20 protein-coding genes are annotated in these 23,289 nt (G+C 45.1%); 6 read left to right on the forward strand and 14 right to left on the reverse strand.

The features are described 5' to 3' along the window. The first annotated feature begins 37 nt into the window (after positions 1–37). From OR1_RS14635 to OR1_RS20970, 6 genes are all read left to right on the forward strand, one after another. Positions 38–2,326: a tetratricopeptide repeat protein gene (locus OR1_RS14635; protein ID WP_041972645.1), complete on the forward strand. Its 2,289-nt coding sequence runs from the start codon at positions 38–40 to the stop codon at positions 2,324–2,326. A 99-nt stretch (positions 2,327–2,425) separates the two neighbouring features. Further along, complete coding sequence (locus OR1_RS14640; RefSeq protein WP_052440482.1) at positions 2,426–3,037, forward strand: polysaccharide biosynthesis/export family protein; 612 nt, start codon at positions 2,426–2,428, stop codon at positions 3,035–3,037. Then, the gene (locus tag OR1_RS14645) at positions 3,027–4,217 is read left to right on the forward strand and encodes an outer membrane beta-barrel protein (protein ID WP_041972646.1); all 1,191 of its coding nucleotides are present in this window, start codon (positions 3,027–3,029) and stop codon (positions 4,215–4,217) included. Before OR1_RS14640 ends, OR1_RS14645 begins: the two co-directional genes overlap by 11 nt. A gap of 36 nt (positions 4,218–4,253) precedes the next feature. Next, complete coding sequence (locus OR1_RS14650) at positions 4,254–5,813, forward strand: Wzz/FepE/Etk N-terminal domain-containing protein (RefSeq protein WP_041972647.1); 1,560 nt, start codon at positions 4,254–4,256, stop codon at positions 5,811–5,813. A gap of 33 nt (positions 5,814–5,846) precedes the next feature. Then, a complete protein-coding gene (locus OR1_RS14655; RefSeq protein ID WP_041972648.1) occupies positions 5,847–6,611 on the forward strand; it encodes a hypothetical protein in 765 nt (254 codons plus the stop codon). Positions 6,612–6,954: 343 nt separating this feature from the next. After that, positions 6,955–8,148, forward strand: coding sequence for a CAP domain-containing protein (locus tag OR1_RS20970; RefSeq protein WP_160295262.1), 1,194 nt, complete (start codon positions 6,955–6,957; stop codon positions 8,146–8,148). Between the two features lie 30 nt (positions 8,149–8,178). Here OR1_RS20970 and OR1_RS14665 read toward each other — a convergent pair whose 3' ends face one another. The 14 genes from OR1_RS14665 to OR1_RS14730 form a co-directional block, all read right to left on the reverse strand. Then, the gene (locus tag OR1_RS14665; protein WP_237754312.1) at positions 8,179–9,747 is read right to left on the reverse strand and encodes an MraY family glycosyltransferase; all 1,569 of its coding nucleotides are present in this window, start codon (positions 9,745–9,747) and stop codon (positions 8,179–8,181) included. A gap of 53 nt (positions 9,748–9,800) precedes the next feature. Next, on the reverse strand, positions 9,801–11,342 hold the full coding sequence (gene xrtD, locus OR1_RS14670; RefSeq protein WP_052440484.1) for a VPLPA-CTERM-specific exosortase XrtD: 1,542 nt from the start codon (positions 11,340–11,342) through the stop codon (positions 9,801–9,803). 85 nt (positions 11,343–11,427) lie between these two features. After that, positions 11,428–12,225 (reverse strand): glycosyltransferase, encoded by a 798-nt coding sequence (locus OR1_RS14675; RefSeq protein WP_041972650.1) that lies wholly within the window; start codon positions 12,223–12,225, stop codon positions 11,428–11,430. Further along, positions 12,225–12,692, reverse strand: coding sequence for a glycosyltransferase (locus tag OR1_RS14680; protein ID WP_041972651.1), 468 nt, complete (start codon positions 12,690–12,692; stop codon positions 12,225–12,227). The genes OR1_RS14675 and OR1_RS14680 overlap by 1 nt, the downstream gene beginning before the upstream one ends. Next, positions 12,689–13,147 (reverse strand): PssD/Cps14F family polysaccharide biosynthesis glycosyltransferase, encoded by a 459-nt coding sequence (gene pssD / locus OR1_RS14685; protein ID WP_041972652.1) that lies wholly within the window; start codon positions 13,145–13,147, stop codon positions 12,689–12,691. The genes OR1_RS14680 and pssD overlap by 4 nt, the downstream gene beginning before the upstream one ends. After that, complete coding sequence (locus OR1_RS14690; RefSeq protein ID WP_041972653.1) at positions 13,140–13,841, reverse strand: hypothetical protein; 702 nt, start codon at positions 13,839–13,841, stop codon at positions 13,140–13,142. Before OR1_RS14690 ends, pssD begins: the two co-directional genes overlap by 8 nt. Before the next feature lie 2 nt (positions 13,842–13,843). Next, a complete protein-coding gene (locus OR1_RS14695; RefSeq protein ID WP_041972654.1) occupies positions 13,844–14,497 on the reverse strand; it encodes a hypothetical protein in 654 nt (217 codons plus the stop codon). Next, a complete protein-coding gene (locus OR1_RS14700) occupies positions 14,487–15,668 on the reverse strand; it encodes a glycosyltransferase family 4 protein (protein WP_041972655.1) in 1,182 nt (393 codons plus the stop codon). The genes OR1_RS14695 and OR1_RS14700 overlap by 11 nt, the downstream gene beginning before the upstream one ends. 2 nt (positions 15,669–15,670) lie before the next feature. Then, positions 15,671–16,837, reverse strand: a complete 1,167-nt coding sequence (locus OR1_RS14705; RefSeq protein ID WP_041972656.1) for a glycosyltransferase — start codon at positions 16,835–16,837, stop codon at positions 15,671–15,673. Positions 16,838–16,906: 69 nt separating this feature from the next. Further along, complete coding sequence (locus OR1_RS14710) at positions 16,907–18,184, reverse strand: lipopolysaccharide biosynthesis protein (protein ID WP_041972657.1); 1,278 nt, start codon at positions 18,182–18,184, stop codon at positions 16,907–16,909. Beyond that, complete coding sequence (locus tag OR1_RS14715; RefSeq protein ID WP_041972658.1) at positions 18,174–19,310, reverse strand: glycosyltransferase family 4 protein; 1,137 nt, start codon at positions 19,308–19,310, stop codon at positions 18,174–18,176. The genes OR1_RS14710 and OR1_RS14715 overlap by 11 nt, the downstream gene beginning before the upstream one ends. Positions 19,311–19,399: 89 nt before the next feature. Continuing rightward, positions 19,400–20,005, reverse strand: coding sequence for a class I SAM-dependent methyltransferase (locus OR1_RS20975; RefSeq protein WP_052440485.1), 606 nt, complete (start codon positions 20,003–20,005; stop codon positions 19,400–19,402). Positions 20,006–20,085: 80 nt separating this feature from the next. Then, on the reverse strand, positions 20,086–21,462 hold the full coding sequence (locus tag OR1_RS14725; protein ID WP_041972659.1) for an O-antigen ligase: 1,377 nt from the start codon (positions 21,460–21,462) through the stop codon (positions 20,086–20,088). Positions 21,463–21,515: 53 nt separating this feature from the next. Beyond that, positions 21,516–23,015 carry a beta-N-acetylglucosaminidase domain-containing protein gene (locus tag OR1_RS14730; RefSeq protein ID WP_041972660.1) on the reverse strand — a complete coding sequence of 500 codons (1,500 nt, stop codon included), beginning with the start codon at positions 23,013–23,015 and terminating at the stop codon, positions 21,516–21,518. Between the last annotated feature and the right edge of the window lie 274 nt (positions 23,016–23,289).

The following is a 23,289-nucleotide window of genomic DNA, read 5'->3' on the forward strand; positions in this document are numbered from 1 at the left end:
TCATTAAGCAATTAGTAATTCATTTTATGGGGTTTTAATGCGATTGAAACGGTTCGGGATGATCTGCTTGGCAGGCACTGTTGGTGTCATCTTAGCCTGCAGCGGGCCGGATGAAAAAAAGCTCAAGTTCTTCAATAAAGCCAAAAGCCTGTATGATAAGGGAGACTTGGTCAAGGCTGCCCTGGAACTCAAGAATGCCATCCAGATCGACCCCAAATATGCCGATGCCCACTATCTACTCGGCTTGGTGGAGCTAAAAAAGGGGAATTACAGCGGCGCGTTCTCCAGCTTCCAGAAATCAATTGAACTGAACCCGCAAAACCTTGATGGCCAAGCACAATTCGGCAGACTGCTCCTGATGAGCAAAGAGCTGGATAAGGCCCAGGAAAAAGCGGATCTGGTCCTCAAGGCCAATCCCGGCCACCAGGAAGGCCGGATTCTTCAAGGTGCAATCTACCTTGCAGCCAACAAACCGGAACAAGCAGTTATTATCATGAATGAAATGCTGCGCAGCGGCAAAACAGATCCCGACATCTACCAGCTGCTCGCGATTGCCTACCGGACCGGGAAAAACAACAACGCCGCAGAACAGACCGTTCTCCAGGGAATAGAAAAAAATGGGAAATCTGTTACCCTGCGCCGAATCCTTGTTGAAATCTATACCGAATCAAGACAGGTAGATAAAGCAGCCGCCCAGATCCAAGCCATAATGGAACTTGAGCCTGAGAATCACAGCTACCCGATTGCCCTTGCCGGTCTTTACTGGGAATCTGGCCAGGAAGCAAAGGCACGGGCTGTACTGCAAGAGTTGCTGGCGCGATCGGCGAACAAGGAAAACAAGATCATCGATATTGCCGGTTTTTATGGTTATCATAACCAGTTTTCCGAATCGGAACAGGTTCTCCGGAATGCAATTTCTGCCAACAACAAAAGTTTCAAGCTCCGTTTTGCGCTGAGCGATCTCTACGCCAATACCAGCAGACTCGATCAGGCGGAAAAAGTCCTGAAGGAATGCCTGGCGTTGAACAAAGACTCCCACCACCCGCAAATCATTGAAACCAAGAATACGCTGGCAAAGATTTCACTGGCCAGGCAGAATACCGCTGAGGCGGAGCGCTACGTTTCGGAAGTTATCAAAGCAAGCCCGCAAGACCCTAATGCAACATTCATAAGGGGAGAGTTATCCCTGCTGAGAGGAGACGGCGCCAAAGCTGTCACTGCCTTTCGCACCTATGTCAACGACAGGCCGAAAGATCTTGCCGGTTATCTCCTTCTGGCAGAAGCCCACCTTTTGAATAACGAGCCCTTGCTGGCAAAAGAGGCTTTATTGCAGGCTCAAAAACTTGAGCCCAACTCTCGGGCACTGCAAAAGGCATTCAGCCGCTTCTATGCATCGCAAAAAGATTTCGTCACAGCTGAACGCTTTCTCAGGGAAGTGATTGCTAGGCAACCAAATGATCTGGAAACGCGAATAGCTCTGGGGGATATGTTTCTGACCATGAGAGAGTATAGAAGAGCGGAATCGGAATATTCCGCCCTGAAACGGCTTGCCCCAACGCTCCCCATCGGTTTTGTCAAGATGAGTGAACTCCTTCAAGCCCAGAATAAATCCGACAAGGCCGTTACCGAACTTGAGCAGGCACTGAGAGTGTCACCGGAGGATTCTTCCCTGCTGAGGCCCCTGGTACAGGCTTATCTGAAAATTCGCCGCTATGACGCGGCAATGATCCTCTGCGATAACACCCTGCGGAAAAATAACCGGAATCTAAACGCCCATTTACTTCGGAGTGAAATTTTTGCGGCGCAAGGCAAATACCGTCAGGCAGAAGATGCAATCAATGCCGCAAAAAATGCCGGCGGTGATCCCGGAACCATTGCTTTGGTTATTGCCAACCTGTTTGTCAGAGAAAATGATACCAAACGAGCGAGAGAGACCTTTGAAGGGTTGGTCGCACAACAGCCGGACAACTGGATTGCAGCCAACAACTACGCCTCCTTTTTAAATGACAAAGGGAACAACAGCGCTGATTTTCAACGAGCAGTGAAACTGGCGGAAAAGGCCTGCCAATTGAGACCGGAGAATGCGATCGGCCTTGACACGCTGGGATGGGCATATTATCGCAAAGGGGATTATCGTAAGGCCGAGGAGATCCTGGCGAAGGCTTCGGCAAAACTCCCTAATTCGGCGATTGTCAATTACCATCTCGGAATGACCTTTTTCCGGAACAACAAGACATCCCAGGCTAGGTCGCTCCTGCAAAAGGCCATACCAGGGAGTGAGTTCGAAGGCCGGCAAGAAGCTCTGGAAACACTTAAAAAGCTGTGACGACAACCGGATATTCCTTTGACAATTACGCAGAATCATATTATTTTTCTCAAAATCAAAGGTAAGAGAATTCTAAAACAGAAGTGAAAGTCTCTTGATATGTCTCGCTATGCCATCATTACCTATATTTTTCTCTTCATTATATCGGCTATCAGCCAGACTGTGCGAGCCGATGTCTTGCCAAAAACTACTGAGACCGCTCCGAATGCCCAAAAGGACGGAGCAACCCGTGACTACATCATCGGCCCTGGAGATCTCATCGGCATAGAGGTTTGGAAGGATCCGACCCTGACGCGCACTGTCGTAGTACTGCCGGACGGCAAGATTTCCATGCCACTCATCGGTGAGTTAACGGCAGGAGGCAAAACCCTGGCCGCATTAAAAAACGAGATAACGGCAAAACTGAGCCAATTCGTGCCGGACCCAGTTCTCACCATAGAGATTAAGCAGTGCAACAGCATGCATATCTATGTTCTTGGGCGCGTCAATACTCCGGGGCGCTCTGCCCTTGTGTCCAATATCAACGTGCTCCAGGCACTGGCAATGGCAGGCGGGCTGAACCCATTTGCCAAAAGCGATCAGATACAACTGTTCCGTTATGAAAATGGGACGACCACTATTTTCCCCTTTGATTACGATGCCGTGACCAAGGGGAAAAATCTCCATGAAAATATCGAATTGAAACGTGGTGATGTTATCTATGTTCCATAATTCCCTGCGTCAATACGTATTTGTAATCGGACTTGTTACCATGATTGCAGGCCAGGCCAGGGCTGAGGAAGAGTTTGCCATCGTACCCGCAGTGTCCCTCAAGGAAGAATATAACGATAACATTCACTTCTCCCAGCGATCAAAAGACAGTTCGTTCATCACTGCCGTTTCTCCATCCGTTTCGCTCCTGCAGAAGTCGGAGCGGCTGTCAACCAACTTATCGGCACGCCTTGATCTGCTCTACTATTCATCGGCAAGCGACCTGAACTCTACGGACCAGAATTATTGGGGAACCGCATCCTATCAATTCACCCCTCTCTTTAAAGCCGGAGCATCGGCGAGTTATATCCGCGACTCGCCAGTCGACAGGATTCTGGAATCGTCAGGTCTGGTTATCAACAGTCCCAGGGAACAGCAGGACTATTCGCTCACCGGCAAGTACATTATGACCGAAAAACTGGCAGGCAACCTTACCTATGCATACCAGCAGATAAATTACAACTCGTCCTTACTGACCGATATTTTTGCCCACTTTGCGTATGCCGGCGTGGAGTACGATCTCAACAAGATCCTCCCATTGGTTAAAGTACGCGGTGACGTCGGATTTAACCATGCCGACTATTCGACAGCGGCAGTGGATGTCTCAACAGTGGACACATATTCCGCTACAATCGGGGCCAGCCGGTCACTGCATGAACTATGGTCGATTTCGGCAGATGTCGGTGGCAGGGTCTCGGAATATTCTTTTCTTGTGCCGCGTAAACTGGATGAAGAGAGATGGGGATGGATCGCCAAGATGGCGCTCGAATACCACGATGACTTTACCACAGGGTACCTCAACTTTTTTCACAATCTTCAGAATATTACCGGATATGCCGTTCCCACGGAACAGACATCTGTTACCGTTCTTCTAACCCGCAAGTTTTCCTCTGAATTCAGTGGCTCCCTTTTTGCCGGTTTCTTCTTGAACAGTGCCGAAAATAGCGGCCAGGCCAACCAAGATACCAACAAAACAACCTATTTAATCAGTCCGGGTCTTACATATGCACTCACCCGCAATCTGTTTTTTAATCTCGCCTACGAATATGCGATTGTCCATGACCGTCTGAACGATACAAATTCCGATCGGAATAGAATCTTCGCCAGGCTGACCTATCAATATCCGATACCGTTATTCTAATTAATCAGACAATATTTTTATTACCAGGGGTACGGAGTGAACGCAGAAGTAAATAATCTTCACGAAGTTCTAGTTATTTTCAGGCGACGAAAATGCCATATTTTGGGACCTGCCATCGCTATTTTCCTTATTGCGGCTATATCTGCTTTTGTTTTGCCCAAAAAGTACCGCTCCACCGCAACAATTCTCATCGAGGCCCAGGAGGTGCCTGCTGAATACGTAAAAGCCAACATAACGAGTTTTGCCGACCAGCGGCTGCAAACGATTAATCAGAGGATCATGGGTACGCCCAAACTTCTCGAAATAATTAACCGTTTCAATCTATACTCTGATCTGAAAACGCGGCTGACCATGGATGAAATAGTCGACAAAATGCGGAAAAAGGATCTCAAGTTCAACACAATCAGCGCTGATGTCGTTGATCCCGTCGCGCCGGCACAGGCCACCATTGCATTCAGCATCTCTTTTGAAGCAAAATCACCTGAAGTCGCACAACAGGTCGCCAACGAGCTTTCATCCTTGTATGTGGCCGAGAACCTAAAGGCCAGAGAACAGCAGTCTCAAGGCACATCGAGATTTCTATCCGAGGAAATGAAGACTATTCAGGATAATCTTGCCGCAATAGAAGCAAATATTGCCGGCTTCAAACAGAAAAACATCAATACCCTGCCGGAACTGAATCAGGTCAACATGCAGGCGTTTGAACAGTCGGATCGCGATATACGCCAACTTAACGATCAACTCCGTACCCTCAGGGAAAAAGAGGTTTATTTTCAAACCCAGCTGGCAAATACCCCGCCGGAACTCTCGACAACCGACAAGGAATCCCTGAATCAGCTTAAACTACGGTTGGTCGATCTAAAAAGCCGGTTTTCAGAAAAATATCCTGATGTTGTGAAAACGAAATCCGAGATTGCTGCTCTTGAGCGGCAACTGAAAGCAGGAAATCGCGATATATCCGGCTCAAACCCCGATAACCCCGCATACATCTCCCTTTCCGCGCAACTGGCCAGCATCAAGTCTGAGATTGACTCCATCAAGCGACAGCTGTCTGATCTGACCAGGAAACGGGACAGTTATCAGGGCCGACTTATCGCTTCTCCCCGGGTCGAGGAAGGATATAAATCTCTGCTCGTGCAGCGCAACAACCTGCAACAGAAGTATGACGACCTCTCCAGGAAGGCCATGGAAGCTAAAGTGGCACACGGAATGGAAAAGGAGCAGCTGGGAGAGCGGTTTACAATTGTCGATCCTGCCCGGATACCGGAGAAACCTGCCAGCCCCAATGTGCCGGCATTGCTGTTGATCGGTTTGATTCTTGGAATCGGCTCCGGCGTAGGTGTAGCGGCGATCAAGGAATCCGGAGACCAGACGGTTCGAACCGCAGAGTCATTGACCAGGCTTACCGGTTTTCCTGTTCTTGCTACAATCCCGGAGATTATTTCTGAAAAAGACCTGCTTCGTTCCGGGAAAAGGCGGCGAATATATATTTTTGCCGTCTTTCTGACAATTGTAGCGGCCTTCCTGTTCTTTCATTTTTTCATAATGGATCTGGATGTTCTCTGGGCAAAGATTGCCCGGAAACTGGCCATATAGCCTTGCCTTGAAGATCACCGGAGACCCGATCGCATGACAACGGAAGCAAATTCAAAAACGCAGCAGATTACAACTGACAATCGTTCCAACGAACAGGGGAAAATGGGCTGGATATCGCCCAACTACTCGATTTCCCGGTCAGTGACAGTGGTACCCGAAACCCTTCTGGGGAACAGATGCATTGCCGTTAATGGTCTGGCGCCGGAAATTGAATCATACAAGGTGATAAGGGCGCAAATCATTCGTCACGCGCAGAAAAGCGGTGGCAACTCCCTGATGATAACGAGCGCATTACCAGGAGAAGGGAAAACGCTGACCTCAATAAACCTTGCCCTGACCTTTGCCAGAGAGTTCAGCCAGACTGCGCTACTGGTGGATTGCGACCTGCGCCAGCAGAAGATCCATGAACTTCTAGGGTATAACGGTACAAAAGGTCTGGCCGACTATCTTACTAACGGCGAGCCGTTGGAAAACCTCATTGTCTGGCCTGGGATCGAAAAGCTTACCGTTATCTCCGGTGGGCAGCCAGTTACCGGAAGCAGTGAGTTCCTTGGGTCCCCCGGGATGAAGACCCTTGTTCAGGAGATGAAGTCCCGGTACCCAGAGAGATTCATTATTTTCGATGTGCCTTCAGTGCTATCCTCTGCAGATGCCCTTGCCTTCGCCCCTCTGGTTGACTTTATTGTTGTAGTGGTGCGCGCTGACGGGCAGACTTCGGTTAACGACGTGCAGAAATCCCTCCAGATGCTCCCCAGGGAAAAAGTCATAGGATTGGTTCTCAATCGAAAGAATGAGTGATCATGTGTTTCCGGTGAATGGTACCCTCTCCCGATCCCTGTTAATTTCGTGAACATTTTTTCTTATTATTTCGTTAGATTTCTGAACAATCAGCCACCTACCAGACAGCTAATCTTGCTTTCCCCCGACAATACATCTCGCATATCAATCAGTTAACAGCCTGGCACAGGAAATGCTTAATCAACTAAAGGCATAATTTGAAGTATGGACATCAACTGCCCAAAAATGGTAAATTAGGACTAAAGTATTACATCATCCAATCACCACTAAGTGTATGGACATAATTTCCATGGGACAATCAACTAACCGCCTGTTTGGAAGGATTTTGCTGGACGGCAGATTTATGTCGCAACAAAATCTTGATTATGCGCTCGAACAGCAAAAACATACCAAGGAGCTTTTAGGGCAGGTATTAGTCAGGATGGGGGTACTGGCATCTGATGATGTCAAGGCCCCGCTGATAGTACAAGAACACCTCGGAGACATCAACAATGCAGTAAAAATTGCTGCTGGAGAGCGACAGCTGCTTGGCGAGCTACTCGTTCATTCAGGGCATATTACCAACGATCAGCTTGATCTTGTAATTGCCGAACAGCAGCGAAGCGGCGAGAAAATTGGCGAGGTATTCAAACGCCTCGGCATACTCACGCAAAGACAACTGAACGCCTTACTCGACTTTCAGATCAACCAGCAAACACCTCAGACTTCACCTCTCAGACTTGGCGAGCTGCTTGTTGCCACCGGGCATATTACTCGTGAGCAGTTGGAGGATGCCCTTCGCAGGCAGGAACTATCCAATAAGAAACTTGGTGAGGTACTCGTAGAAGCGGGATACATCCTCCCCAGCCGCGTCAAGCATGGCATCCGCTTACAAAAGATGCTGGTGAAAGCGGTTCTTGCAGCCATCCTTTCCCTCGGAGTGAGCACTACAAGTTATGCCGACCCCATCCCGGATTCGACTCAAACACTCATGAAGCGCGTAATTGACGAATCTGGCGAGTTCTCTCGCCTCTCGGCAACGGAAGCAGAGCTGTCCCGGCTTGTTAATAACTATCGAGAAGCAAACGGGCTCCCGCCGGTTTCCAATTCCAGGTCACTGAACAAGGTTGCCCGTATGCATGCGATTGACCTGGTCGAAAACCGTCCTATTGATGGAACGGACAGTCGGGGGTTTGACTGCTCCCTCCACAGCTGGTCGAACAATGGCTCCTGGACGCCGGTCTGCTACACGAAAGACCATGCCTACGCAAAAGCCATGTGGGACAAACCGCGGGAAATCACTAACTTCATCTACACCGGCGACGGGTATGAAAACGCCTATGCCACAAGTGACTCTGAAGTGACTCCGGCCAATGTACTAAAGGCTTGGAAAGCAAGCCCGAGCCACAATGCCCTGATCCTCGAATCAGGAATCTGGAAAAGCAGTAACCTTCTCGCTTTTGGTGTCGGGATCTACAAGAATGTTGCCGTAATTTGGTTCGGCTCCCTTACAGATCCGCTCGGACCGATGAATTCGGTGGAAATCGCCTTAAAATAACAGCGCAATAACCAAATCAAAGAGTTACGATCAATATCTTATTGCAAGTCCAACCAGCGCTATCAGCGTCACTTTCGTCATGCCCCGATAATTCCCTCTCAGCTCGGCAAACAATATCTCGCAACTGAAATACATGATGATTATCTTGGCGGCAACAAGCCCCAAACGAAAATCATGCAAATTTGTCTGTTGAATATTGGGAATTGCCAGTACTATGAAAAGAATCAGGAAATCCAGCGGCGTGCTTTTAAAACCGATTTTCCTTTTAGTCAGCTTAGACACCAAAATGTTCAGAATTGCCAGGATAATAAAGGCAGAATTATATATTCTAAAGGTCATGCTGCTAAAATTGCTGACTACTATGTCGCTGTGATAAATAGATATCGGAATCAGTAAATAAAGAATCGTTCTTAACCAGTCATCCAATCCGTTCCGGAAGAACCTCATTATCAAAAGCAAGACCGTTGCCGTTATTAATGCTGCTATCTTTAAGTATGTTCCCAAAGGATTTGCCAACAGAACCGTCAACAACAGTATTACCGGCATCCCTACCTTAAGAGCGCCAAAAAGATATTTGATTGTATCGGTATCATCGCGTAACCAGCCAAGAAAACCTTTGATCTTAACAATCAGAGCCAGCCGTTTAGGTTGCCAATGATAACGATTGGATTGAGAGAAAATTATCAGAACCGTTACCGAAAATCCTATATAAGCAAGAAGTAACAGCCAATCGGAGTAAAATCGGAATCGATAAGCAGAGAGAATGAGAAACGTCTGAATCAGATAGATGGCGAGCACGGATTCGGTCTGATGCAGACCAAGACCCAGCAGACTGTGATGGAAATGGGCCTTGTCCGCCAAGAAAGGCGATTTCCCCCTTATTACGCGGCTGGTCATGACCGTCAGAGTGTCGAGTACCGGAAACCCGAGGATGATCAGCGGAAGCAGTGGGCTGAGGGGAGTTGAACCCTGGGTCAGGGCCAGGGCCATGGTAATAGCCGAGTAACCGAGAAATTGACTCCCGGTGTCCCCCATGAAAATCGTAGCAGGAAAGGTATTGTGCCGTAAAAATCCGAATACAGCGCCGCAAAGAGACAAAGAAACAAGCCCGACCGAAAAGTCCCCTTCCAGATACGCAAGAAACCCTATGCAAGCCAGGCTTAACAACGATATTCCACCGGCAAGGCCATCCAAACCATCGGCAAGATTAATTGCATTGGTAACGCCGACGATGGCCAGCACTGTAATCGGCAGGGCAACCACCTCCGGCAGCACCACCCCTTCTGGCAGAAGCATCCCCAAGTAGGTGATTTTGATGCCACCCCAAAATATCACCAGGAGTGCCGCAATAATCTGTCCGGCCAGCTTCCCGACAGGGGAAAGGCCGGAGATATCGTCAAGCAAACCGAACCCCACAATTACTGCAGCGCCGGCAAGATAGGAAAGAACCATCCTATCTTCCGATACCCAGTAAAAAATCGGCAGCAAAGCACCGATTGCCATTGCAATCCCGCCAATGCGCGGGATCGGTTGCGTGTGAACCTTGCGTTCGTCAGGCATATCAAGCAATTGATAACGAAATGCCAGCTTGCTCAGCAACGGGATGGCAATAGTGGTAAAAATCACCGAAAACAGCAATGTGGAAAGAAAGATCATCTGGAACCCGGGATGAAAGTATTCAGAGCTGGGACTGAGAGTTGGACAAACTCTTTCAGACGTCTTTCGGCCAACTCGATCGGTTCTCCGTTCTCCACCGGAGTGATTAATCTGACAAGAGCGCCGTCAGTGCGGTGCACGGTCAAGGCATCCAAGAAGGCATACAGCTTAAGCTGTACCATGGAGGTAAGAATCCGACCCCTCTGGGGAAACCAATAGTAGACCAGCATGCGGTCACCGCTCTTCTGTATGAAAGCGCGTCGAACCGTCATAAGCCCGGCGGCTCCCGGAGTAGTGACAACACCGGACTCCTCAAACGACCAACCATTTCCCGGCAGACACGACGCCGGTGAATGACTCGATTCGCCCTTACGCTGACTGTCATTGTAGGCGACATATATACTGACAACCTTGCCTTGCGGATTGCGGTATTCGGCCATCAGGTAATCGCTCAAGTGTAGAGATGCCAAGAGGTCAGCATTCAGCCCAAATCGGGCACCCTGCCACTCGCCTACCGTCATTGGAAACTGCTGCAGAGGCCTGGCGATTGGAACCTTTTCACGGAAATCCAGGGTACGAGAAGCACCCAGTGTCCCCAACAACAGGATAGTGACTACAGCGATCATCTGCCAGGAGAACCGGCTCCCGACATTGTCTCCAGACTGGATATTGAAACTTTGTTCGGCAGGAGAAGCCCCTCCGATACGCCGTAGCAACCACATTTCTCCCAGCAGCAGTGCAAGACTGACCATAAAGATCAACCAACCGGAAAAATCGTGAAAAAAACCCTCGGCAACAGCTGCCCCCCAGAACTGGTAAAGAAAGCCGACAGAAGCTATCCTCAGGCTGTTGGTGAGTACCGTCAGCGGGATCGTGGAGATAACCAGAACAGCTTTCTTCCACCTGGCAGCATTGAAATGATAGGCAAGCAGCAGACCGAGCAACAGTAGAGGGATCAGGTAACGAAGACCACTGCAGGCATCCACCACCTGTAACTGGGTAAATCCGAGGTCAATTTTGTTACCCTCCCGAAATGCGGTCAGACCGGCAAGCCGGATCATAGCGACCCCAATCTGGGAGGAGAGGAGCTTCAACTTAAAGCTCATGTTGCTGTAAACCACGTTCGGCAGCGGGAACATGGCCAGAAGGAATAACATCGGGAAGGCAATTTGCTTGAGCTTGTTCCACCCCAGGTACATCCAAAGCAGACCTACCAGAACCAGCCAAGATGACAGAGAAAGGGCATAGTATTCCCCCCCCAGTTCACCCAGCCAGTAAAGCGCAATGCCCGGCAACAACACAGCGAAGCCGCTCCATGAGGGCACTGAAGGAACTCTATCTAATTCCCTTCTTTTTTCCCATACCAGATAGGCTGCAATAAGTGGCACGAAGTAACAGTAAGCAAAGTCTTCATTTCCCCATAACTTCAACATATTTGAGTAGGGTACGAAGTACAACAGGCCGCAAATAACAGCTATAGCCGAGCATATAAATATGTTTGCTGTGCGTGTCTTCAGTGTCTTACCTATTTGACTCATTGATTGGCCTAAGTTTGCTCCGACAAGGCTGTCTCATTTCACTGCCAAAGCATATTCTGTCCCTGTATCAGAAGTCTCCTCGACACTAACTGGCATTATTTTGATCTGCTTCTTTTGGTCTCATAAACAACCACTTTGCATAATATTTGACTAAACTTATGATATGTATCCACATCAATCGATTCATTATTGAAAATCTTGTCGTACTCTCTCTCCCGGCATTATGCTCGACTTTCCACAAAGGCTGATGCCAAACCTCCCAATTATGCTTCCAAAAAGTCCGGCACCAATCCATATCTTCTACATACATGAAATAACGGGGATCAAACATCCCTGCGGAATCTATGGCGCTGCGTCTAACGAGCATGCAGGCGCCAGATACCCAGTCAATTGTTTGGGGTTTAGAAGTATCGACACTTTCGAGTACCGAGCCGGTATTTGATTTAAAGGTACGCTTCAATAATCGGTTTATAAGCTTCAGCGGTGTCATGAAATACCGGCATGAATCCTGTATTTCTCCGGCATTATCGATAATCATAGGGCCTATTACACCAATATAAGGGTTTTCTTCCATCATTTTGACAGCATATTTTATTGACGAATCCAGCATTCTACAATCAGGGTTAAACAACAGGACATATTCCCCTGTTGATCTCAAAATTCCTTGATTGCACGCCTTGCCAAACCCAACGTTTTCACTATTGAAGATGAAATTGGCTGCTGAGAATTTAGAAATTATATCAGCTTGCTTTTCATCTGAATAACAACTGTTACTTGTTACAATTATTTCAGTTGAATCATTACACCAAGTGATGATGGAATTTATTGCTGGTATAATTATTTCCGTATCTTTATATTCAACAATTATGACACTCAAGTCCATCAAATATTATCCTCAATAAAACCGGATATGATTTCTGCTATTCTGTTACAATGCTTAATAGCAATGTCACGTGTACGCGCCTCATTTATGGCCCTAGGAAGATCCGCAATATCATAGACCCCAGTAACTAATCCCAATCTTTCGAGTTCGCGCACTAATTCTTCTTGACAGTCAGGAGCTTCGTTGAGTTCCGGTTTACGTGGAACTGCCACCACCTTTTTCCCTGCTCTAAGACAATCTGCTATACTGCCAAATCCCCCCTGGGTAATTACCAGTTCAGATTGAAGAATCTTCTCGTGAACCGCGGATTTTTCGAGAAATCTTCTATGGCTTGCGTACCGAGGAATATATGCGGTGTGCCCCAATTGGACAAATAAATCTTCTCCCGATTGCTCGGCATACAGATCCACTGCGCGAACCAGTCTTTCAAAACAGTAAGGATTTGTGCCGACAAGAACCAAAATCAAATCAACAAACCTCCGTACCTGGCTCGCGGGAAATGCTTTAACAAAGGCTCCCACTGGACTATGAACAGATCGCTGACATAGTACATGAACTTTCCGGTCAACGAAGGATTGTAGATTCTGGCACCTGTTTCAATGTAGATTATTTTTGAACCAAATAATTTACCTATCACGCACATCCCTATGGTCATACCACTGCCAGTGCTTAAAATAAATTTTGGCCTTTTCATAATATATATTCTGAATGCCTGAATAAAATTAACAAGATATTTAAAAGGGTTTTTATGCGGATTGATTATGAAGTGAGTTTCATATCCGGATGGATTATTAACCAAATGAGGAAGACGGTATGTTACAACGAATGCGGGAGTTTGTATATTTTCTATTGCCATTAAAGCTTCAGTCAAATGCCCCCCTGCAGAACAGACAACACACAATTCATTATGCTTGTTAAACATAATTGTGCTTCCTATCATTCTCGTTCGGAATGTATGTCGCCTTAAATCGCGCAGCGAAATCAGCGAATGAGACTGAAGCTGAATATTTTCTCGCAATAATGCCTAATGGGTCAAAAATAACTATCGGCGGCTCATCAGAGCGTATTTTTCTGTCATGTACCTCCAAGTTGAACGCATAGATATCAAGCGGGAAACCATGCAACAATGCTCTGAATCTTTCAATAAACACCCATACCACTGCCTTTAACCATGATGTAGCGTTATTAGCCGGGAACACCCGCAGATCATAGTCAGACGACGACTTGAATTCATTTCTTGAAAGGCTTCCATAGGCAGCAGCCCCAGTTAAAAATTTGATCCCTTGAATTCGTAAATACATTTTCTCTACATAGGCAATGAAATCTTTAGGGTTTGAATGGCATTTGCCAATATTTTTTCTCAATACATACAAATGACCGTTGATAAACATATTTATTGAGTGTGCTATGAGTATTGATACAACAATATTTACGTGTAAAACAACCAACAAACCAACCAGTATTGAATCCAAAAAGATCTTGAAAGCCGCCTCACGCCTATCCATATACAGCATTCCCTGAAATAACCAGTAAGAAGCGATAATACCAAAATATGACTTGGCTAATCTATCGAGATGTAATCTCTGTAGTATTGGATGAACTTCTTTTTGCGCCATTTCTATACTAACTCCTGCAGGATTTTCTGCATTGTTTGCTCAGGGGTTCCATTATTGTCGATAACAGACCACTTGAAATATGCGGCACAATCTTCATATAGTTCACAGCGCAGGTCAAAGTTTTTGTCCACTTGTACATCCGGTCGTGAGCAAAAAATCGCCGCCGGCTTTCTACTGATAAGTAATACTTTGTGCGGTGCAGGAAGCAGCTTGACGAATAACCGCCCCAAAGATGTCCGATATAAGCGTTGTAATTTCGTATCAACCATGACATCAATCAGTGTGTCATACGCGCCCCTGTCGCATATCAAAACGTTTGAACTCCCAAGCTTCGGCCACACCTTAAGCGCCGTCATAAGCCAAGTATCAATAAGTTGAAACAGTATAAAAAGCCACGCAATAAGCGAAGATCTATGGAAATCGTGATAGCCGATACGAACACCATTTACTTCGAGATAGTAGTTCAGCCCCAGCAACCTGCAGATAGCCAGGAGAGGTTTTGATGTTATATTGGAGAACCGTAGCCAAAGGTGGCTGACAGAAATACCCTGTCGCTGCAGTTCGGTAATAAGTTTTTCAGTCAAAAAACTTTTCCCGGACCCGTCGACACCGGTCATGTAAATCACCCGGGGCAGTCCAGCAAGGTCATTGCGCATCAGAACCAACCACCCCGGCAAATCGTTCGGTTATCATGTCCCATGTCGGGTAGTCACTCATGTACTGCAAACAATTCTTTTGTAAACCAGCATAGTGCTCTTCATGTCGGCAAATTGAATTCATGGCTGACGCCAACCCCTCTTTGTCCCCAGGCCGAACGACTATCCCCCGGTTGCGAACCATTTCCGGCATACCGTCGACATTAGTGGTGATAACCGGCTTCCCCAGCGCCATCGCTTCCAGGGCCCCGATCGGCATATCGGATGGCACCAGAATAAATGGAATAACAATCGCATCGGCAGCCATCAGATACTCATGGACTGATTTTTTGGGAAGGAGCCCTGGAACAATAATTGTGCGATCAGCGATGCGAAGCTCCTCAACACGGCGGCTCAGTGCTGTCGTTTCCTCATGGTTATCAGTCCTGGCAAGGACAAGGAGAACGGTATCGTTACTGCGCTGACAAGCGACAGCATACGACTCCAGCAGGAAATCTACGCCACGAATTCGGTACAACGAGCCAAGATACATCAATATATTTTTATCGTGAGGTAAGGTATACTTGCACCGCATTTCCGCTACTGCAGCAGGTGCAATCATATCGTTGCTCTGCTCATGCCCGGGGGGAGCGAGGCAGATTTTGGCAGGCAGAGCCCCATTAGCAATTAAGAGGCCGGCATTCCGTTCGCTCAAAACCGCCGCGGCCTTTACAAATGGCGCATTAATCAAATAAGAGGTAAAACGAAGCGGCACCAGGACATTCTTGTAATGAGATATGAGCTGCCGGAAAGGGATATGCTGCGACTGTGCAAGCAAGACCTCCTTCAGCGAATAAAATGGCCCAGTGAACAGAAGAATTATCGGGCGGTTCAATCGTGAAAGACAGCGATAATAGAGCACTGCCTGTGGAGTGGCTGACCAAACGATACACTCGGCCTTGGCGGTCAACTCTGTAAACACTCCTGGGACAAACAGTTCCCGTGCAGTTAGTCTATATACCGTTACCCCCTCAACAATCTCACCACCAACTGTCCGCTCGTCTTCTACCGACAACAGTGACACCTCATGTCCTGATTTGGCAAGACCTGAAGACACTTCCAGTAGATAGCGCCAGGGCATCAAGCGAAGATTTTTCGCCCTGAAATCATGGCAGAAAAACAACAGCCTCATTCTTATGCTTCGCCTGCAAGAAGCGATGTATGTCTACGATTACAATCCATAAGCCACTGTGCAGTTTTCTCCACCATCTTTTCTGAGGTAAACTCGGCCTGAAATCGCTCACGTGCCTGTATCGCCATATTTCTCCTTAATTTTTCATCGGACAGCAATGTCAAGACACCGTTGGCTAACGCCTGCGGATCGGCAAATGGAACAAGAATGCCGTGAACCATGTCCTCGATAGCCTCAGGATTCCCTCCAACCCGTGTTGCAACAATGGGCAATCCGGCCCGCATCGCCTCCAGGAGGGCAATTGAAAAATATTCGGCAAAGGAAGACATTACGAACAAATCCAGGGCGGTAAGGCATAAAGCAATATCTGATCGATATCCGGCAAAAGTTATATAACCATTAATCCCAAGTGATTGTGCCAATGTTAAGAGCTGGTTCTTTAATGGGCCATCACCCCAGATAACAAATCTAACATCCTGTCTGATCTCGACTATCAAAGCAATTGTATGAAGAAACCATTGCAGCCCTTTTTGAGACGCCAGACGACAAGCCGTCCCGACAAGAAAACAACCATCTGGCACTCCAAGAGACTTACGTATCTCTTCACGTTTTTCAGGGAGATACTCGATATCAGGGATGCCATTGTATATAACACTGATATTCTGTTCGTCGACACCTTTAGAAACCAGTATTTCTTTGGAAAACCGGGACACGGTAACAACATCCTTGACAACATAACGAAAGAGGATCTTTTGCAGAGCGTCAAATAAAGGTTTTCTCAATTTCTGAGCCGGTGTGCTGGGGAAATAGTCTCCATGCCAAGAGGATACTATTGGAATATCAAACCCAACTCCTGAAAGAGCCGCAACAAAGACTCCGTTGAAACCATGAGCAAGAATCAGGTCTGGTTTCTCTTTCAAAAGTATTTTTCGCAATGTCAGTATACATGACAGATCAAGTCTCGAAACTATTGGCAAGAGGACAATGTTCATTTTATCAATACTGGTATGATCAAGTTGCCATTTCTGCGCATGCAAACAATAACTTTTCAAACTAATCGGGGCATAGTTAGATACATTCTCAATTTCACTTGCATAAACAGCTACGCCACCAGGGATAAAGCCCCAGTGAATGCTGATTATTCTGTTTTGTTTCGTATTATTAAGCACTTTATTAAATTACACCTTAATGGCATTATAAAACAGGACCAAAGTCTGTGTTTGTTTCACCATAACAGCTCAATGTTTTTCGTAATTACATGACCTAATATCTCTTGACTCGCCCCAGAACCATCTCATTAACAATAGGAAGATAATTAAATCACTGGTAATGAACATTATCCCACTGCCGACCAATCCAAATTGCGGAATCAGCAAGCAGGCCAAACTAAGTGATACAACCAATTCAATAATGGACATCCGAACAAATTTAAGAACTTTTCCCGCACCAATAATTGCTGCGGATAGAATAGAAACCCACATAACGTTCAGAGAACATGCAATACCCAAAAATGGGAAAAGCTCCAGTGCAGATGCATATCTTTCACCAAAAAATTTGGCAACAATAAGGGGTAATATAAATACACAACCAGCTCCGATCAATATTCCCAGGAGAGCCACACCGCCAAGCAAGACTTTTACTTCATGCCTCCAGAGCATTTGGTCATTACTATAAAGCCTTGCCATCCGGGGTTGTATGGTGATATTCAAGGCACTCGGAATAAAGTTTATCACTTGATAAAATTGCATTCCAACACTGTATTGAGCCACTAGCGCTGAACCACCAAGCACACCTACCAATGCAACCCTTGCCTGAGCACTCATACTACCGACTATTCCACTAAGAGCGTAAGGAGTCGATCTTTTTAAAATATTTACTACTGTATTATTGGCTTCAGGAAACTCGGCAATAATTGATCGTATCTTGTAATTAGTTCGCCGCCCAACTATTAGCAGTGCCAGAAGGTTCGCAATGAGCATAACCAACAAAAGTTCCAGCAGATTGAAGTCAACCAGGAACAAGCTGGAACAGAACAATAATTTAATTATTGCTCTAGTGGGCAAGACAATACCTTCAGTCAAATTGTCATCATTAGCCCTCAAAATCATAAAGTAACTGATTGTTTGCGCATCTGTCATTGCTGTAATCAAGAGTGCCAGGAAAATATTCACTGAATAGTGTGACAATCCGAATAAAATCAAACCGCTGGCAACACCAAGCATTATGCCCAAAATTGCTTTGGCTTTTCTTGAGATTTTGAGATAAGAACCGGACTGTTCAGGATAAAGACTACACTCCCTGAAAACCAGTTCGTTTACCCCCCAGTTAGAGGTCATAACTACCAAAGCAGAAACACTTTGAAGAAAGACATATTCTCCCACCTGCTGAATGGAATAATGTCGGGCAATAATCCAGAAAATGCCAAAACCGCATATTGCCGAGGATATCTTTGCGAAAAAGACCCAAGATGATCGGCAGAGGAGCGATAATGTGCGACCGGAAAGTTTAAATGTCATCGATTCTTGAGATCGATCCTGCCGAAAGGTCATCATAGATCCTGAGCACGCGGTTCATAATTGAGCTTTCCGAGATATCGTCCAAGTTAATTGTCCTATTGTACATGCCACTGGAAACCAAAACACTCGCTTTTTGAATGCCTTCTGCAACGCTTTCGACAGTATGTTGGCAAATAAAACCATAGGATTTATTATCAAGCCATTCATGCACGTCGCCAACGTCAGTCGTCACAATCGGACGTTGGGCGAAAATTGCCTCTTTTACGATTGTCGGAGATGCTTCAACGTGACTGGTTAACAAAACAATCCCATGTTGCTGAAGAAGACTCGGAACTTGTATATTGGGGATACGGCCAAGAAATGTTATCCGATCAGCAAGGCCGAGATTTTGCGATTGTACAAATAACTTATTCCGTTCGTCTCCATCACCGGCAATAGTGAGAGTATAATTATGACCGGTGCTGACAAGTTCAAACAGAGCATCGATAGCCAGCTTTATGTTCTTTTCAGCAGAAAGCCTTGAAACAATAACCAGCTTATAAGCCAAATTCGGATCAGGTGGCATTGATTCTGAGAAGTTTTTTGTATTCAATACTGCAGGGATAATACTAACTCGATTGTAATTATTAAGCAGGATCTGTTCTTTGAGAGATTCAGCAGTTCGTCTCGAAACAACAATCAAACGGTCAGCTTTATTAACAGCCTTTCGTTCCAGCAACATCATTATCCTCCTGATCGGGGAAGACAACACTCCAAGTTTGTTCTTAAGAAATATACCTGTTATCCCGTGGTAGGTAATTATTACTTTTCCATTTTTTGGGATCAGAATATATTTTGGCCAAGCAGCGTAATTTCTATGAAAATGAAAGACATCATGTTCTGATATTGCATTCTTATTAACAAAGAACCAAAACCACAATCCGATATAATATCTGAAGAAATTAGTCCCTTTCGATATATATTCAACATCAGAATGGACCGGTTCATTTGTTTGAGCAATGCGTGTCGCAATAAATTTGAAATTTAAATGGCTGTTTTTTGATGCCCGATGAATACATCTGAAATGTTCTGCGCCCCCTCCTTGATCATCAGCATAAGGATCATTATTATAAAATATATAAATCATGGTCATTTTCCTGCAATGGCAAAAGTATGTTCAATCATGGAAGCTTAATGCAAAACGTAAAATATTTATCTGGAATTTTTTATTGAAATTCACTTTCTCAGTTCGAAAAAGAGTGTTCCGTTGATAAATGGCAATTTTATCAACTGCTCCCCACAAAAAGGCGCCAGCATCCCGATCCCCCCCAAAATAATATTTACCGGATAGCGAATCAAGCGAAGACGCGGCCAAGCCAACGTCAATCGTAAATATGGGATAGACCGAGTAAACCTTGAACTCGTATAGTGCACGTTACTTAACCCGGTAAAATAGTTCATCGTGCGCAAAGTAATAAAACGGCAGTGCGTGGGGTCATCGTACATATCAATACTGAATGCGTGCGGAACACAGAACCGAAACACGCCATTTGGTTTCAGAATTCGGCTGATTTCACATAGTAACTGGTCAAGGTCATGCACATGTTCCAATACATAACGGCTGATAACCATATCGAACGTGTTATCAGCAAATGGTAGAGGTGCCCCTGGCGAAACCACATAGTCCGCATCAGCACTGCTGACGATATCAACACCTATATGCCCAGGCTTCTTGCGGTTGCCACAGCCGTAATTCATTACCTTGGCACTGGGAGATTCATAATCGAAATATACTTCGTCTGGATTTATCAATAGCCCTAAAGATCTTTGAATATTGATCATATACTCATTCCGATATGCATAAGTATCTTAATAAGAGAAGCAAGTATTGCTGCGCATTTGTTTAGATCTATAGTTCCGGGTTAATTGGTTGGATATTGAACAAGGTCTGTCTTTTCCGTTGCGCATTTCATTGTATCAACAGAATAAACATATACAATAATTGAAGTGAATAATATAAGTGAGTATGAATTAACCGTGATATCAGATCCAGTTATTGTGCGTAAAAATTGAATTATTAGAATAGATCCGATTTGTAAATTAAATGTATAGCGGTCAAAATCTTCGTTTTTAGACCATCTATTTATTACAAATAGACATCTGTTTAAAGTTGAAGCAAGCATGGCAAACCATATTGAAAAACCTATCATTCCACAGTCTATCAGTACATTAATATATGAATTATGAGCTGCAATTCCAATAAAATTTGATGAATAAAAACCATGGCCGATTCCTGGTGCTTTTAAAAAAGACTCCCACCCGATTGACCAAGCATCGGTACGTCCGCTCATAGAGGCAAGACTCTTTTCAGTGGCTCCTCTGCGAAGATATGCTTCGACGGTACCAAAACCGTCCCCTAAATTTCCTGTAATTGCGTAGTTTGCGTAACCGAGAAGTATTGCGAAAAATATCATAAAGAGAAGATATCTCAGCTTTGGCATATAAACTGACAACATGACAAATGATAACAAAAGCCCTATTATTGCGGTTCTACCTTGGGCAAGTAACAATACCGACATTGCCAGAATAATTTTACTTATAACATAGGTCTTTGAAGAGAACTTATAGTTATTACTGCCATATTGACATAATGCCGTGATCGCTACGATTGCAGCAATATATGATAAAGAATTCGAGTTAAGATGTGGGAAGCCTTCTAACAGAAACCCGAAAAGACCGGGATTAGGTTTACGCGTTATGTGCGGGACTAATACTCCTCCGAGTGCAGACAACAATAATAGTATGCTGAAGTAGAAACAGGATATTTCGACAAGAAATTCTGAGTGGTTTTGCTTACGAAGAATATTAACAGCTACAACACCCAACAATGCCAGGATAACAATTGAAATCGCCTTAAATACTGAAAGATAAACAGCCGGTGATACCGGAGAGGTCAAAACTCCGTATATTCCATACAGTATGAGGAAGAGAAGAGGCCCTCGCAAATTTTTAACCCACGCATTATTAATTGATAAAACAATAAATGCAATCCCACCGATTACTACTGACATTACCTGCAGTAATGCCGACCGGTCCATAATACCCAAAGCGACACGAGGTTCATCCCTGCCGAACCATAACCCGAGCCCTATTAACCAAATAAACCAAACTAAGCCAAGAAACTTAGCTGAACCTCTAATGCTCTGAAGATATTTTATAAAATTGCCCACGTTCAATAAAAGACTAATTGCAAAAAATGATGCCCCTATAATCAATATTGCGTTGGCAATTTGTCCCATAAATTCTATTTACTCTCCATCGCACAAAATCAAAACTGAAACGTTCTTACACATTATTTTGCTGTATATTTCAATGCGCGGTTAAATGAATCGTCAGGCGAGTAATCTGATGGGCGCCACATATAATCAGAAGTTGTATACCACGAGACATGGGCGCCATCTTCGTTAGGCTGGTCAACAGGCAGGAAAAAAAACCCGGATGTAAAACGAAATAAGTTTTCATCACCACCTTTAAATGGAGCAACTATTTTCGGTATAGGTGTTTGACCGGCAGCTTTAGGATAATACTTTCCAGGATAATAATTTGACCAAACGATTATTTTTCTGTCACCCGATACATGCGAGAAATCTTGGGCTTCCTTGCTGTCTGCAACTGGATCTCTATATGTCCTTCCACTCCAAACGAATTCTATTTCTTTCGGCAGCATTGAAACAGATTTCAGGTAAGCTTTCCCGCCTTCTGTTAGATTATGAACTCCCGAATATTCTGTTGGAATAATTCTAAACACAATGTCTGGAGCCACCTTTTTCAGTTTAGAGTATACTCGTGAAATAAAATGATAATGCGCCTCACCCAAATGTTTAAACATTGCTTTATCTTGGTCATATAAAAAATACGAATCAGGCGGAATATCATCAAATGCCAAATATAAATTCCTAAATCCAATTGAATATAAGGTGAGAAGATTCCTCGTAACCCCTTCAACGTCTTGTTGAGATGAATACATAACCCCGCCCTTCTCACGTCCGGGGAAAGGAAACTGTCGATAAGGCCTCAGACCAACAGATGGCGTTATAAAGTTTTTTGAACAATCTTCAAAAAATGCCTTTAAATTTTTCTTGTCTGAATCATTAAAGGGCAACGTACTTCTTTTTCGAGCATCATCCCAGCCAGCCAACCATACAAAATTGAATTTGAGTTGTTGGGCTCTTTCCCGATATGGCCAACCCGTATAAATTGTTTTGCGATCATGAATGACTGGCGGGCCATTAAACCATCTTTTAAAATCTCCGAAAACAATCCCCCTTGTTTCATACAAGGGACGGTCAACAATGGTCGCTGCCCGAAAATAAAATTCATTCCCGTTAGTGACATGAAGCTGTTTGAGTGACTGAAGCGCGTAATATCTGCCAACTTCCGTATTTGCAACCATAAGAATTATAATTTTATTTTTGACTTCCCCTGCATAAAGCAAATAACCTTGACTGCCTAACTGACTCCAATCACGGTTAAGATTCAGCATGTTAATATATCGTTCAATTTTGCTGTCAGTTGGGGAGCCAAGCATTATCAGAGTTTTTGTTGCGGAGGCATTTGACTTTAGGTCGTATTGAAGAATTTCTTCGGAAGTCATGCCTTGAATCAATTCCAGTAATCTTTTTTTCGTAGTCGCGTCTATACCCTTTTGCGTTAAGATCGTCACTCGGCCCAGTGGACCTAAATTGGCCCCGTATCGAGCTTGCCATGGTTTTGGAATGACTTCTCCCGCAGCAAGTAAATAAGACCCGAACAAAATACAACAAACCTCAATAAAAACTAGAAACGTTTTCACAACAAAAGCCCCCTACCGAAACCCTACATATTTCCAAGATCCCTGTGAGCGGCCTCCTCCAGCAGAAACCTCGTCCTTTTAAACTGGTGATTCCAGTTCCACAACCTGAGGCGTTCGACAGATTTTTTAAAAAATTTATTATGAAACTTTCGTAAATTACTTGCAACGTTGATTTAGCCGTAACCGGTTTCACTCTACCTTACATGAGAAATTGCTAGTCGAGTTGCCAACATACTCTGAAAGCAGATCCAAGTCACTGCCGTTCTTTCATTTC

The organism is Geobacter sp. OR-1 (assembly GCF_000813145.1).
In the GTDB taxonomy this organism is placed as follows: domain Bacteria; phylum Desulfobacterota; class Desulfuromonadia; order Geobacterales; family DSM-12255; genus Geoanaerobacter.